The 13,624-nt window shown below is 72.6% G+C and carries 10 protein-coding genes; 9 read left to right on the forward strand and 1 reads right to left on the reverse strand.

The annotated features are described in order from the left end of the window. Positions 1-116 precede the first annotated feature (116 nt). From ACZ6TV_RS26515 to ACZ6TV_RS26545, 7 genes are read left to right on the forward strand one after another with little or no spacing between them, the layout of a single operon-like run. Positions 117-1,592 carry a HAMP domain-containing methyl-accepting chemotaxis protein gene (locus ACZ6TV_RS26515; RefSeq protein ID WP_465299964.1) on the forward strand — a complete coding sequence of 492 codons (1,476 nt, stop codon included), beginning with the start codon at positions 117-119 and terminating at the stop codon, positions 1,590-1,592. Further along, positions 1,589-3,664 (forward strand): hybrid sensor histidine kinase/response regulator, encoded by a 2,076-nt coding sequence (locus tag ACZ6TV_RS26520; RefSeq protein WP_465299965.1) that lies wholly within the window; start codon positions 1,589-1,591, stop codon positions 3,662-3,664. The genes ACZ6TV_RS26515 and ACZ6TV_RS26520 overlap by 4 nt, the downstream gene beginning before the upstream one ends. Continuing rightward, positions 3,661-4,707, forward strand: coding sequence for a chemotaxis-specific protein-glutamate methyltransferase CheB (gene cheB / locus ACZ6TV_RS26525; protein WP_465299966.1), 1,047 nt, complete (start codon positions 3,661-3,663; stop codon positions 4,705-4,707). Before ACZ6TV_RS26520 ends, cheB begins: the two co-directional genes overlap by 4 nt. After that, positions 4,689-6,611 (forward strand): response regulator, encoded by a 1,923-nt coding sequence (locus ACZ6TV_RS26530; protein WP_465299967.1) that lies wholly within the window; start codon positions 4,689-4,691, stop codon positions 6,609-6,611. The genes cheB and ACZ6TV_RS26530 overlap by 19 nt, the downstream gene beginning before the upstream one ends. 32 nt (positions 6,612-6,643) lie before the next feature. Beyond that, a complete protein-coding gene (locus ACZ6TV_RS26535) occupies positions 6,644-7,177 on the forward strand; it encodes a SigE family RNA polymerase sigma factor (RefSeq protein ID WP_465299968.1) in 534 nt (177 codons plus the stop codon). Further along, positions 7,177-8,343, forward strand: a complete 1,167-nt coding sequence (locus tag ACZ6TV_RS26540; protein WP_465299969.1) for a hypothetical protein — start codon at positions 7,177-7,179, stop codon at positions 8,341-8,343. Before ACZ6TV_RS26535 ends, ACZ6TV_RS26540 begins: the two co-directional genes overlap by 1 nt. Before the next feature lie 25 nt (positions 8,344-8,368). Continuing rightward, positions 8,369-9,343, forward strand: coding sequence for a magnesium transporter CorA family protein (locus ACZ6TV_RS26545; protein WP_465299970.1), 975 nt, complete (start codon positions 8,369-8,371; stop codon positions 9,341-9,343). Between the two features lies 1 nt (position 9,344). Here ACZ6TV_RS26545 and ACZ6TV_RS26550 read toward each other — a convergent pair whose 3' ends face one another. Further along, positions 9,345-9,851: an FBP domain-containing protein gene (locus ACZ6TV_RS26550; protein WP_465299971.1), complete on the reverse strand. Its 507-nt coding sequence runs from the start codon at positions 9,849-9,851 to the stop codon at positions 9,345-9,347. Between the two features lie 55 nt (positions 9,852-9,906). On the opposite strand from ACZ6TV_RS26550, the gene ACZ6TV_RS26555 reads away from it, so the two are divergent. Together ACZ6TV_RS26555 and ACZ6TV_RS26560 are read left to right on the forward strand one after the other, a co-directional pair. Further along, entirely contained in the window at positions 9,907-10,476 is a 570-nt protein-coding gene (locus ACZ6TV_RS26555) for a TetR/AcrR family transcriptional regulator (protein WP_465299972.1), read from the forward strand. A gap of 125 nt (positions 10,477-10,601) precedes the next feature. Then, positions 10,602-13,532: a glycosyl hydrolase gene (locus ACZ6TV_RS26560; RefSeq protein WP_465299973.1), complete on the forward strand. Its 2,931-nt coding sequence runs from the start codon at positions 10,602-10,604 to the stop codon at positions 13,530-13,532. Positions 13,533-13,624: the final 92 nt, after the last annotated feature.

The following is a 13,624-nucleotide window of genomic DNA, read 5'->3' on the forward strand; positions in this document are numbered from 1 at the left end:
AGGCACTGACCGGAAGAGCGGCGAGGCACTGACCGGAAGAGCGGCGAGGCACTGACCGGAAAGCGCGCGATCGAGGGACTGACCGGAACAGCGGGAAAGGCAAGGAACGGGGAACGATGAACCGACAATGGACGTTCGGCCGCCGGCTCGCCGCGGGCTTCGCGGTCGTCGTGCTGCTGACCCTGCTCACCGGCGGCGTCACCGTCGGCGCGCTCAGCACCGTGGTCACCGGCAAGGACCAGGTGATCGACATCGGCGTGCAGGGCCTCGTCGAGGCGCAGCAGCTGCGGGTCGCGGTCGAGGAGAAGAGCAGCGCGTCCCGCGGGTTCCTGCTGACCGGCGACGAGAGCTTCCAGGCCGCGATCGTCGCCGCCCGCGCCGAGTTCAGCCAGACGGTCCAGCGGCTGCGCGAGGTCACCGGCTCGCAGCGCGAACGGGACCTGCTCAACGGCGCCGTCCAGGCCGAGCAGGCGCACCAGACCGCGCTGGAGGCGGTCATGGCGCTGCGGAAGGATCCCGCCACGTCGGCGCAGCGGGTCGCCGACGCGTTCGAGGAGACGGTCGTGCCGCGGCGGGCGGCGCTCAACCAGCAGATCGAGGAGCTCGGCGCGCTGCTGCGCCAGGACCTGACGGCGCAGCGCGACGACTCGTCGGGCACGGCGCGGACCGCGACCATCGCGGTGATCGCCATCGCGATCGTCGCCGTGCTGCTCGGCGTGGTCATCGCGATGCTGCTGATCCGGGCGCTGGGCCGGCAGGTCGCCGGTGCGGTCGGGCACATCCAGAGCTCCTCGGCGCAGCTGGAGGCCGCCGCCAGCCAGCAGGCGACCGGCGCCCGCGAGCAGGCGACCGCGATGAGCGAGATCAACACGACGATCGAGGAACTGCTGATCACCTCGCGGCAGATCTCCGAGGGCTCGCAGCGGGTGGCGAAGATCGCCGAGGAGACCGCCCTCGCGGCCAACTCCGGCGACGCGACCATCGAGCAGGCCCGCGAGTCGATCACCGCGATCCGCCGCCAGGTCGACCTGATCGTGCAGCACATGCTGGAGCTCGGGCAGCGCAGCCAGCAGATCGGCGGCGTCGTCGACCTGGTGTCCGAGCTCGCCGAGCAGACCAACATCCTGGCCATCAACGCGACGATCGAGGCGTCCGGGGCGGGGGAGTGGGGCCGCCGCTTCGCCGTCGTCGCCGACGAGATCCGCAAGCTCGCCGACCGTACCGCCGGATCCGCCAAGGAGATCAGGGCGCTCATCGACGACGTGCGCGGCGCGGTGAACACCACCGTCATGGCCACCGAGACCGGTGCGAAGGCCGTCGACGCCGGCACCCGGCAGTTCGGCGCCGTCACCGCGTCGTTCCAGCAGATCGCCGACCTCGTCGCGACGACCACCGAGTCGGCGCGGGAGATCGAGCTGTCCACCAAGCAGCAGACGACCGCGGTCGAGCAGGTCAACGTCGCGGTGACCGACACCGCCCGGGTCACCCAGGAGAGCGAGTCCAGCGCCGTGCAGACCAGGCAGACCGCGACCCACCTCGCCGGGCTCTCCAACGAGCTGCTCAGGCTGGTCGCCGCCGGCTCCGAGCATTGAGCGCCCCGGCGCCCGCGGCGGCCAAGGACCCGCTGCGGTATTTCAGGATCGAGGCCGGCGAGCTGGTCGACCAGCTCGCCCAGGGCGTCCTCGACCTGACCCGCGACGGCGCGGACCGCGAGCCCGTGGCCCGGCTGCTGCGGCACGCGCACACGCTCAAGGGCGCCGCCAGGGTGGTCCGGCAGACCGACATCGCCGACGCCGCGCACACCCTGGAAGAGCTGCTGGTGCCATTCCGGGACGGGGCCGAGCCGGTGCCGCCGGAGACGGTCGGTGCCCTGCTGACCCTCACCGACCGGATGACGGCCCTCGCAAGAGCGCTCGAAAAGACCCCGGAGACCGACAAGACGCCCGAGAAACCGCAGGAGACCCCACCGGCGGTTGCTCCGGTACGCAGCGACAGCGCCGACATCGACGAGCTGCTCGACGCGGTCGGCGAGGCGCACGCCCGGTTCGCCCCGCTCAGGCGCCAGGTGGCGACGGTGGAGCGGGCCCGCCGGGCGGCCGAGGCGATCACCGAGCAGCTGCGGATCCGCGCCGCGCAGTCCGACGGCGCCGACGGCCGCACCGGCGCGATGGCGACCCGTCTCGCCGCCGACCTCACCGCGCTCGGCCGGCAGCTGACCGAGACCGTCGAGCAGGTCGAACGCGAGCTCGACGACATCCGCGGCCGCGCCGAACGGCTCCGCCTGGTGCCGGTCGCCACGGTCCTCACCACGCTGCACCGCGCCGCGTACGACGCCGCCGGCAGCGAGGGCAAGAAGGTCGTCTTCGACAGCCGCGGCGGGGACCTGCGCCTCGACCCGCACGTGCTGAGCCTCGCGTCGGGCGCGCTGCTGCACGTGGTCCGCAACGCCGTGTCGCACGGGGTGGAGAGCGAGCAGGAGCGGCTCGCCGCCGGCAAGCCCGCCGCCGGGCACGTCACCGTGGAGGTCCACCGGCGCGGCACGAACGCCGCGTTCCGGTGCCGCGACGACGGCCGCGGCTTCGACCTCGGCGCGGTGCGCCGCGAGGCGGAGGCGCAGGGGTTCGTCCCGTCCGGCGCCGAGGCCGACGTCCGGGAGCTGATGCGCCTGCTCATGCACGGCGGGATCAGCACCGCCGGCGAGGTCACCGGCATCTCCGGCCGCGGCATCGGCCTCGACGCGGTCCGGGACGTCGCCGAGCAGCTCGGCGGCGAGGTCAACGTCAGCACCGAGCCGGGCCGCGGCACGACCGTCGAGCTGGTGGTCCCCCTGTCGCTGGTGTCGCTGTCGGGGCTCGTCGTCGAGGCCGCGGGGACCCTCGTGTCGCTGCCCCTGGACGCCGTGCGCACCTGCGTCCTGCTCGGCGCAGTCGAGGTCGCCGCGGCCGCCGCGGCCGGCGCGATGGCGCACGACGGGCACGTCATCGCGTTCCTGCCCCTGGCGACGGCGCTGGTCCCCGCGGCGCAGCAACCGGCGGGCGGCGCCGTCGCGGTCATCCTCACCGCCGGCGACCGCGTCGTGGCCGTCGGCGTCGACCGGCTGCTGGGCACGTCGGCCCTCGTCGTGCGGCCGCTGCCGGAGCTCGCCCCGGCCAGCGCCGTCATCAACGGCCTGTCCATCGACGCGGAGGGCAACCCGCGGATCGTGCTGGACCCGCACGGACTCGCCGCGGCGGCCGCCGGGAAGGCGCCCGCCGCGGACCCGGTGACCGGCGAGCCCAGCACCGCGACGGGCCGGGACCCGATCCTCGTCGTCGACGACTCGCTCACCACCAGGATGCTGGAGCGCAGCATCCTCGAGTCCGCGGGCTACGAGGTGGAGCTCGCCGCCTCCGCCGAGGAGGCCCTGGAGCGGGCCAAGGTGCGCCGCTACGCGCTGTTCCTCGTCGACATCGACATGCCGGGCATCGACGGGTTCACGTTCGTCGCGCAGACCCGCGAGGACCCGGTGCTGCGCGAGACGCCCGCGATCCTCGTCAGCTCACGGTCGTCGGCGGAGGACCGCCGTCGTGGCGCCGACGCCGGCGCCAGCGCCTACATGGTGAAGTCGGAGTTCAACCAGGAGGAACTGCTCGGTCACATCCGGGAGCTGGTGGGCGCCCCGTGATCAAGGTTCTGGTGGTCGAGGATTCCGCGACGGTACGGCAGTGCCTGCGCGAGGCGCTCACGGCACGGCACGGCTTCGACATCGTCGGCGAGGCCGTCGACGGCGCCCAGGCCGTCGACCTGTGCCGGCGGCTGAGACCGGACGTCATCACCATGGACGTGGTCCTGCCGGTCATGAGCGGCCTCGTCGCCACCGAGCGGATCATGTCGAGCCAGCCGACGCCGATCCTCGTCGTGAGCTCCACGTCGCGCCAGGAGCTGTTCACGACCTACGACGCGCTCGCCGCGGGCGCGGTCGACGTGCTGGAGAAGCCGCGCGGCGACGCCTCCGACGACACGTGGGGCGCGCGGCTGCGCACCGCGGTCAAGGTCGTCTCCCGGATCCGGGTCGTGACCCGGCACCGCCCGGCCGGCGCCGCCGCCACCGCGGTCAAGGGCGCCGCGCGTACCCACCAGATCCCGAGACGACTGGTCGCGATCGGCGCCTCGACGGGCGGGCCCGGTGCCATCGTCACGTTGCTGCGCGGCGTCCCGCAGGGCTTCACGGTGCCGCTGCTGTACGTGCAGCACCTCGCCGCCAACGAGAACTTCGCGCAGGCGTTCACCGGCTGGCTCGCCGAGCAGACGGGTCACACGGTGCGCTACGCCCGCGGCGGGGAGAGCCTGCAGTCGATCGCCGGGCAGGTGGTGATGGCGCCGCCGGACCGGCACCTGACCGTCCGCGGCGGGCACCTGCACCTGAGCTCCGGGCCGCCGCGGCACTCCTGCCGGCCGTCGGTCGACGTGCTGTTCGAGTCGATCGCCGCGGAGGTCGGCTCCGGCGCCACCGGCGCCCTGCTGACCGGCATGGGCCGCGACGGTGCCGAGGGCCTGCTCGCGATGCGCCGCGCCGGCGCCCACACGTACGCGCAGGACCAGGGCAGCTGCGTCGTCTACGGGATGCCGAAGGAGGCCGTGGCCCTGAACGCGGCGGTGGAGATCCTGCCACCGGACCAGATCGCTGCGAGCCTGACGGAGAAGGTCGGATGGCGAACACGGTCCTGATCGTCGACGACAGCCTGACCGTCCGGATGGACCTCCACGAGGCATTCGAGGAGGGCGGCTTCCGCACGGTGCTGTGCGCGACCGGCGCCGACGCGCTCGCCGCGTTCGACGCCGAACAGTTCGACGTCGCGCTCTTCGACGTGCTGCTGCCCGACGCCGACGGGGTCGAGCTGCTGCGCGGGCTGCGCGCCCACCCCCGCCACACCGGGGTGATCGCGCTGCTGCTGTCCAGCGAGGCCGAGGTCAGCGACCGGCTGCGCGGGCTGCGGCACGGCGCCGACGACTACGTCGGCAAGCCCTACGACGCGCACGCCGTCGTCGCCCGCAGCCGGGAGCTGCTGCAGCGCGGCACCGACGCGCCCGCCGAACGCTCGGTGCTGGTCATCGACGACAGCCTCACCTTCCGCGAGGAGCTGCGCGACCTGCTCACCGGTGCCGGCTACGAGGTCGTGCTCGCGGCCAGCGGCGAGGAGGGGCTGCGGGCCGCCGCGGCCCGCCCGCCCAGCGCGATCATCGTCGACGGGGTCCTGCCCGGCATCGACGGCGCGACCGTCATCCGCCGGGTCCGGCTCGACGCGACCCTGCGCAACGTGCCGTGCCTGCTGCTGACCGCCGCCGACGACTACGCGACCGAGCTGCAGATCCTCGACGCCGGCGCGGACGCGTTCGTGCGCAAGCAGGAGAACCTCGAGGTGGTCCTGGCGAAGCTGGCCGCGGTGCTGCGCAAGAGCACCGCCACCCCGCTGCCGGCCGCCGCCGGCCCCTTCCACGGCCAGGTCAAGGTGCTCCTCGTCGACCCCGACCGGGGGTTCCTGGACCGGGCCGCGGACCAGCTGCGGGAGGAGGGCTACGAGCCGGTCGCCGCGCCCGACGCCGACGACGCCCTCGCGATGCTCGCCGTGCAGCCCGCCGGCTGTGTCGTGCTGGCCGTCGACGACACCGGCGGGCTCGAGCTGTGCTCCCGCATCCGGTCGGTGCCGGGCCTGCGGGACATGCCGGTCATCGGGCTCGGCGGCGGCGACCGGCTGCTGGACTGCCTCGCCGCCGGCGCCGACGACTACGTGCGCCGCGACGACGGCGTGAGCACGCTGCGCGCGCACATCCGGGCCCACATCCGCCGGCAGCAGCTGCACGAGCAGAACCGGCGGATCCGTGACGAGCTGGTGCGCCGGGAGCTGGAGGCCGCCGAGGAGCGCGCCGCCCGGCAGGTCGCCGAGACCCGCGCCGAGCTCGTCGAGGAGCTCGAGTGGCGCAACCGGGAGCTGGAGGCGTTCAGCGGCTCCGTCTCGCACGACCTGCGCTCGCCGCTGCAGACGATCCTCAGCTTCAGCGAGCTGCTGATGGAGGAGCAGACCGGCAACGAGCCCGGCGACCTGGCGCTGCGCATCCACAAGGCGGCCCGGCGGATGAACGCGCTCATCGACGCGCTGCTGCAGCTGGCGGGCGCCAACCGGGGCCAGATCCAGCGCAGCGACGTGGACCTGTCGGCTGTCGCCGGCGACGTCGTGGAGGAGTTGCGCCAGCGCGACCCGGAGCGCGACGTGGAGGTCAGCATCCAGCCCAGGATGCAGGCGTCCTGCGACGGTGAGCTGGTCCGCGCGGTCCTGATGAACCTCGTCGGCAACGCGTGGAAGTTCACCGGCCGGACCCCGCGGGCGCGGATCGAGATCGGCTGCTCGCCGCCGGCGTTCTACATCCGCGACAACGGCGCCGGGTTCCCCGCGGACCGCGCCGACCAGCTCTTCCGCCCGTTCGGCAGGCTGCACTCCAGCAGCGAGTTCCCCGGCACCGGCATCGGGCTGACCACCGTGCAGCGCATCGTCGACCGGCACGGCGGCCGGGTCTGGGCGCAGAGCGAGCCGGGCCACGGCGCCACGTTCTCCTTCACGCTCCCGGACGGGTAGAACCTTTTCGCCCGCCGGCGAGTATGGAGAGCATGCCCGAGAACGGCGACGAACAGTTCGTCAGCTTCATGCATGCCGCCGCGGCCCGGCTGTACCGGGTGGCGTACCTGCTCGCGGGGGACGCGGCGCAGGCGGAGGAGCTGACCCAGCAGGCGCTGGTGCGCACGTACACCGCCTGGGCCCGCATCGACGGCGGCGACGCCTACGGTTACGCCCGGCGGATCCTGGTGAACCTGCACAACGACTGGTGGCGCAGGCGGTTCCTGCGCGAGCGGCCGGTCGCGGACGTGCCGGAGCCGGCCCGGGCCGAGCGTGACCACGCCGACGGCGTCGCCGCCCGGGAGGGCGTCGCGCGTGCCCTGCGACGGCTGACCCGGCGGGAACGCTCCGTCGTCGTCTGCCGCTACTTCCTGGACCTCACCGAGCAGGAGACCGCCGACGAGCTCGGCGTCGCCGTCGGCACGGTCAAGAGCACCAACGCCCGCGCACTGCGGAAGCTGCGGATCGACCCGCATCTGGTTCCGGCGGCCGAGACCCCGGCCCGCGAGACGAAGGAGGCGCGGTGATGCGCAGCATCGAAGAGCTCCGGCAGGCGATGCGGGACGAGACCGCCGGCCTCGCGCCACGGGTGACGTTCGCGCAGGTGCGGCAGCGGGCCCGGCGGCGCCGCCTGAGCGGGCTGTTCACGATTGCGGCGTCGGTACTGGTCCCGATCGGCGCGACGATGACCGTCCTCGCCGCCGGGCCGGGCGGGCCGTCCCCGCTCCCGCCGCCACCGTCGGACGCCGCGCCCATCATGACCTCCCAGCCGCAGGTCGATCTCTACGACGCCGTGCGGACCGGGATCGCCTACGGCACAGACGAGGAGTTCTTCATCACCGCCACCGGCGACGACATGAACGGCGTGCCCGCAGGCTTCTTCAACGCCGCGACGGGGCGGTTCCGCCGGCTCGAGGGCGGCCTCATGACCCCACAGCCCGGCACGTTCTCCACGATCATGGAGTTCGAGGACGGCCACGGCGGCATCGTCGACTACGGTGCCGTGCACGGGGCCGGCCTCCGCGTCGAGGTCACCGCCGACGGGCAGCGCGTCGACGCGACCACCACCGAGCTGCCCGGCCTGCCCGGGACGACGGTGTTCTGGGCCCGCCGCGGCGGGATCGCGATCGGGCCGACCAGCGCCGTCGGTGGCCCCACTCCGGACCTCGCCTTCACCGCCCGCGACGCCGGCGGGAAGGTCGTCGCGACCGGTGGCTACGTCCAACGCACCGACGGGCAGATCGTCATCGCCGACACCTCCGTGCAGATCGGCGACCCGATGCCGACCGGCGTGATCCTCGCCGACGGCGGCAGGCTCGTCCTGTGGTTCAACGGCGACGACCGCGGCACGAGCCTCGTCGCCAGCACCGATCACGGCACCGGCACGCTCACCGAGGTGCGCGACCTGGGCCGCTACGCCCGCCCACCGTTCGCCATCGGCTTCTACCTCGGCCGCCAGGAGTTCGACCAGCCCGGCGGCACCAAGGTCGTGCTGTTCACCTACGTCGGCCCGGCCAAGGAGGTCATCCTGTCCGCGCCCACGTCGACCGGCCACGGCTCGGTCCGCTGGAGCGCCCACCCTGAGCTGCGCATCGCCTGGATCGCCGGAGTACCGGCGAAGGACACCTCAGCGGTCACCGGCGTCGCCGTCGATCAGGCGGGTGCGGTCATCGACACCGGCGAGGGCCGCTGACGCCGGGGTGTGCGATCGTGGCCGCATGGACGTCCGGGTCATCCGGTCAGGAGCGGTGAGCACGCACACCGTCGAGGAGCTGCCGGGGCTCCTCGACGGTGACGGGCTGCTGTGGGTCGACGTGCGGGTCTGCGACGCGGCCGCGGCGCGCGTGCTGGGCGAGGTGTTCGGTTTCCACCCCCTCGCCCTGCGCGACGCCGGGCAGCGCAACCGGGTGCCGAAGATCCACCCGTACCAGGACCACGTCTTCGTCGTGCTGCACGCGCCGCACCTCGGGGCCCGCGGGCACGTGCACTACGTGGAGCTGGACCAGTTCATCGGCCGGCGCTTCCTGGTCACCGTGCACGGCCCGACGAACCCGGCGGTCCCGCCGGACGTGCCGATGCGGCAGACCCGCGACGTGCTGCGCCGCATCGAGGCCGGCAAGCTCGCGCCGGCCACCCCGTTCGAGCTGTCCTACGCGATCGTGTCGGCGATCAGCCGCCGGCAGGAGACCCTCGTGGAGGACATGACCGCCGACGTGTGGCGGCTGGAGCAGCGGGTCACCGCCGGGCACCTGGGCAACCCCGAGCAGTTCCTGGAGGAGCTCTTCCAGGCCCGGCACGGGCTGCTCGCGGTGCGCACCATGGCCGCGCTCGGCGGCGAGATCTACGGCCGGATGGCGACCCTGTCGCGCAACCCGCGGGACGAGCACCACATCGCCGACGTCATCGACCAGTTCGCCCGGGTCCGGTCCGTCGCCGACGGCGAGCGCGAGTACCTGCAGGGCGTGATCGAGTTCTACCAGGCGCGGACCGAGACGAAGATGACGATCGCCGCGGAGCGGCTCGCGGTGATCGCCGCCGTGACCCTGCCGATCACCGCGCTGTCGTCGGTGCTCGGCATGAACCTCATCGTCAGCGACCACACGAAGTGGCCGCACCTGATCGCGGTCGTCGTGGTCATGGCCGTCATGTCCGGCACCCTGCTCGCCTGGGCCAAGCGGCAGGGCTGGTTCTGACTTACCCGGCCCTGACCTCGGTGATCCGGGCCAGGAACGCGTCCAGCTTGCCGCGGGTCCGCTCGACCTTCTCGGCCACGCTCAGCGTCTCCTTCGGCCCGCCGCCGGCCTCCGGGGTGCGCAGCCCGCGGATGTACAGCGAGCAGGCCAGATCCGTGCAGATGTAGGACCCGACGGAGTCGCCTCGCCGGCCGGCCTCGCCCGCGCGGCGGCCGGTCATCAGCGACACGCCGTTGCCGGGGTGGGTGGTCAGGCACAGCGAGCACATACTGCGGCGCAGGAACCCGCGCTGGGCGGCCGCGATCCGCAGCGTGATCCCGACCAGGGCGTCGCCCTCGGGGGCCACGAGATAGGCGCGGTCCGGGGCGCCGGCGTCGCGCCAGCCGAGGAAGTCGAGGTCGTCCCACGGCCGGTCGGCCAGGTCGCGGGGCAGTGCGATGCGTTTCGCCTCGCCCTTGGAGCAGTTGACGAAGGACGCGCGGATGTCGGGCTCGCTCAGTGGTCTCACGTCGCCGACGGTACCGATGCCTAATGACCCTAGGCAACTGACTATTGTGGCTAGGGTGAAACGTGTGGGACTCACGGCCGAGCTCGTCACCCGGGCCGCCGCGGACCTCGCCGACGAGGTCGGCCTGGCCGGCGTGACCGTGTCGGCGGTCGCGCGGCACTTCGGGGTCAAGGACGCCAGCCTCTACTCGCACGTGAAGGGGCTGCGGGACCTGCGGCAGCGGATCGCGGTCCTGGCCGCCACGGAGTTCGCCGGCCTCCTCGGCCCGGCGGTCGCCGGGCGGGCCGGCCGGGACGCCCTCGTCGCGTTCGCCGACGCCTACCGCGACTACGCCAGGGCGCACCCGGGGCGGTATGCGGCGATGCAGGAGCCGGTCGGGGAGCCGGTGGCCGCCGGATCCTCGAAGGGCGTCGACCTCACGTACGGGATGCTGCGCGGCTACGGGCTGCGGGAGCCCGACGCGACCGACGCCGTGCGGCTGCTGCGCAGCACGCTGCACGGCTTCGTCGACCTGGAGGCCCGCGGCGGCTTCAACGACCCGCGCGACGTCGAGGTGTCCTGGCGCCGCGCGGTTGCCGCCCTGCACCTCGCGCTGACTCACTGGCGGGAAGCGCTCTCAGCATAAAACCGCAGCTCAAGACGGTATCTGAGAGCGCTCTCTGAAGTTGACCATTGACAATGGTCAGAGGCGTTGCCCAAAATCACCAGGGACCCCAAGAAGCCGCCCACTTCTGATCGGAGTCCCACCCGATGCGCCTTACCCGAGGCCGACCCTGGTTCGCCGGTGCCGCAGCGCTCGCGCTCGTCAGCACCGCGGTCACCTTCCTCGCACTGCAGAGCGCCGACGCGGCAACGCTCGGCTCCGGCAGCTACGCCACCACCCGCCCCGCGGGCCAGGCCCCACCGGCCGGCTGCGGCTCGATCGGCACCAACCCCCGGCAGTGGGTCACCGCCAACGCTCCCACCGGCGCGGTGCCCACCAACGACTGGTGGTCCTCGCTGCTGTTCAAGAAGTTCAACTGCAGCTACTCAGAGCCGCTCAACGCGCACCCGATGGCGTTCAAGCCGGCCAACAACGGGCTCGGCGTCAGCTACACGACCGAGGCCGCCATCTCCGGCACCGCCACCGGCGTGGGGGAGTACCACTACCCGTACACGACGGAGTTCACCCTCGGCGTCTCGGGCCTCAACTCCCCGGACACCAAGGTCGACGGCTGGACCGACTGGACGGTGACGCCCTACTGGTCCGACGGCGCCCGCACCCTGCGCGCCACCATCGGCCACGGCCTGCCGTTCGTCTACGCCCGCACCAGCGGCGGCAACGCGCAGCTCAGCTTCGGCGGCGCGCCCGCCGTGTGGAGCAACAGCGGCGCCCGGATCGGCTTCACCGTCCGCGGCCACGACTACGTCGCCTACGCGCCGACCGGGGCCACCTGGACCGTCAGCGGCAACAACATCACCTCGACCCTGGCGGGCAAGGACTACTACTCGGTGGCGCTGCTGCCGACGACGCCGTCCACCTCCGCCGCCGACCGGACCGCCCTGGCCAACACGTACGGCACGTACGCGCACAACCACGTGACCGGCACCAAGGTCAGCTGGGCGTACAACGCCGGCACCAGCACGGTCAACGCGACCTACGCGTTCACCACCACGGCCCGCGAGGGCAGCGGCAGCGGCACCGTCGTGTCGCTCTACCCGCACCAGTGGAAGAACCTCACCGGCGCCACCCCGATCGCGCAGACCTACGTCTCCGCGCGGGGACCGATGAAGAACCTCACCGGCGTCTCGTCGTTCACCACCGGCACGAAGTACCAGGGTGTCCTGCCGGAGATCCCCGCGGTCGCCGACAGCAGCGGCGCCGACCTGGCCACCCTCACCGGGTACCTCGACCAGGCCGCGTCCGGTGACCCCCTGGCCGGCTTCGGCGACGACACCTACTGGACCGGCAAGGGCCTCGGCCGCGCCGCGCGCCTGGCGGAGATCGCCGACCAGCTCGGCCGCACGACGCAGCGCGACAACCTGCTCAACGCGATCCGGACCCGGCTCACCAACTGGTTCACCGCCAGCCCCGGCGAGGCGACCCGGCTGTTCGTCTACGACGCCAACTGGGGCACCCTGATCGGCTACCCGGCGTCGTACGGCTCGGACAGCGAGCTCAACGACCACCACTTCCACTACGGGTACTACATCGCCGCGGCCGCGACCCTGGCGAAGTTCGACTCGGCGTGGGCCGCCAGCAACGCCTACGGCAGCATGGTCAACCTGCTCATCCGCGACGCCAACAACCCCGACCGCAACGACACGATGTTCCCGTTCATGCGGGACTTCGACATCTACGCCGGTCACGACTGGGCCTCCGGGCACGGTGCCTTCGGCGCCGGCAACAACCAGGAGTCCTCGTCGGAGGGCATGAACTTCGCCAACGCCCTCATCCAGTGGGGCCAGGCGACCGGCAACACCGCGGTCCGCGACGCCGGCCTGTACATCTACACCACCCAGGCGCAGGCGATCCAGGAGTACTGGTTCGACTCGTCCAACCAGAACTTCCCGACGACGTTCGCGCACAACACGGTCGGCATGGTCTGGGGCGACGGCGGCGCGTACGCCACCTGGTTCTCCGCCGAGCCGGAGATGATCCAGGGCATCAACATGCTGCCGATCACCGGTGGCTCGCTGTACATGGGCTACAAGCCGGCCTACAACAGCGTCAACTGGAACGAGATGGTCACCAACAACGGCGGCCCGCCGACCGTCTGGCAGGACGTCCTGTGGTCCTTCCAGGGCCTCGGCAACGGCGACACCGCCCTGGCCAACTTCCGCAACAACTCCGGCTACACCCCGGAGGAGGGCGAGAGCAAGGCGCACACGTTCCACTGGCTGCGCAACCTCGCCGCGCTCGGCACGGTCGACACGTCGGTCACCGCGAACACCCCGCTGTACGCGGTGTTCACCAAGAACGGCGCGAAGACCTACGTGGCGTCCAACCTGACGGGCTCGCCGCTCACCGTGACGTTCTCCGACGGCCGGACGCTGACCGTGCCCGCCGGCAAGACCGCCACGACCGGCGCGTACACCTGGGTCGGCGGCGGCGGGACCAGCAACCCGCCGACGTCACAGCCGCCGACGTCGAACCCGCCGTCGTCGCAGCCGCCCTCGTCGCAGCCCCCGTCGTCGCAGCCCCCGGTCGGCTCGAACCTGTTCTACCTGCGCAGCGGACCGGCGCTCAACACGACCGCCGGGACGGCCGCGGGCACCCAGACGGTCAGCGCCGCCAACGGCAACTGGGACGGCACGCCGCACAACCCGGTCACCTACACCAAGTGCGGCATCACCGGCAGCACGAACGGCAACGCGACGGCGTTCACGCTGCACGTCGACGCCGGGAACACCGTCGGTCAGGGCCTCCAGGCCCGGGTGTCGTACGACCTCACCAACAACGGCAGCTACGAGCGAGTGGAGACGTACCGGTACTTCGCCACCGACCCGGTGCCGGGGACCGAGGCGTACACGCAGGCGGTGGGTCTGTCCTCCTCCACCGGCAGCCTCGGTGCGATGAGCAACGGCTGTGTCCGCCTGGAGGTCTGGAACGCCATCGGCAACGCGGCCACCACCGTGCGCATCGACGCGTCCGCCGCCAACGGCAACCAGTCGACGCTGCGGATCCCGTACAACGTCTGACGCAGCTGTGAGGAAGGGCGGGTCTCCGGTGCTCCGGAGGCCCGCCCGTCGTTTCCGGTGCGTGTGCGGTGAACCGCTCGCGCACGAGTCAG

The sequence above is a fragment of the Dactylosporangium sp. NPDC051087 genome (genome assembly GCF_055586325.1).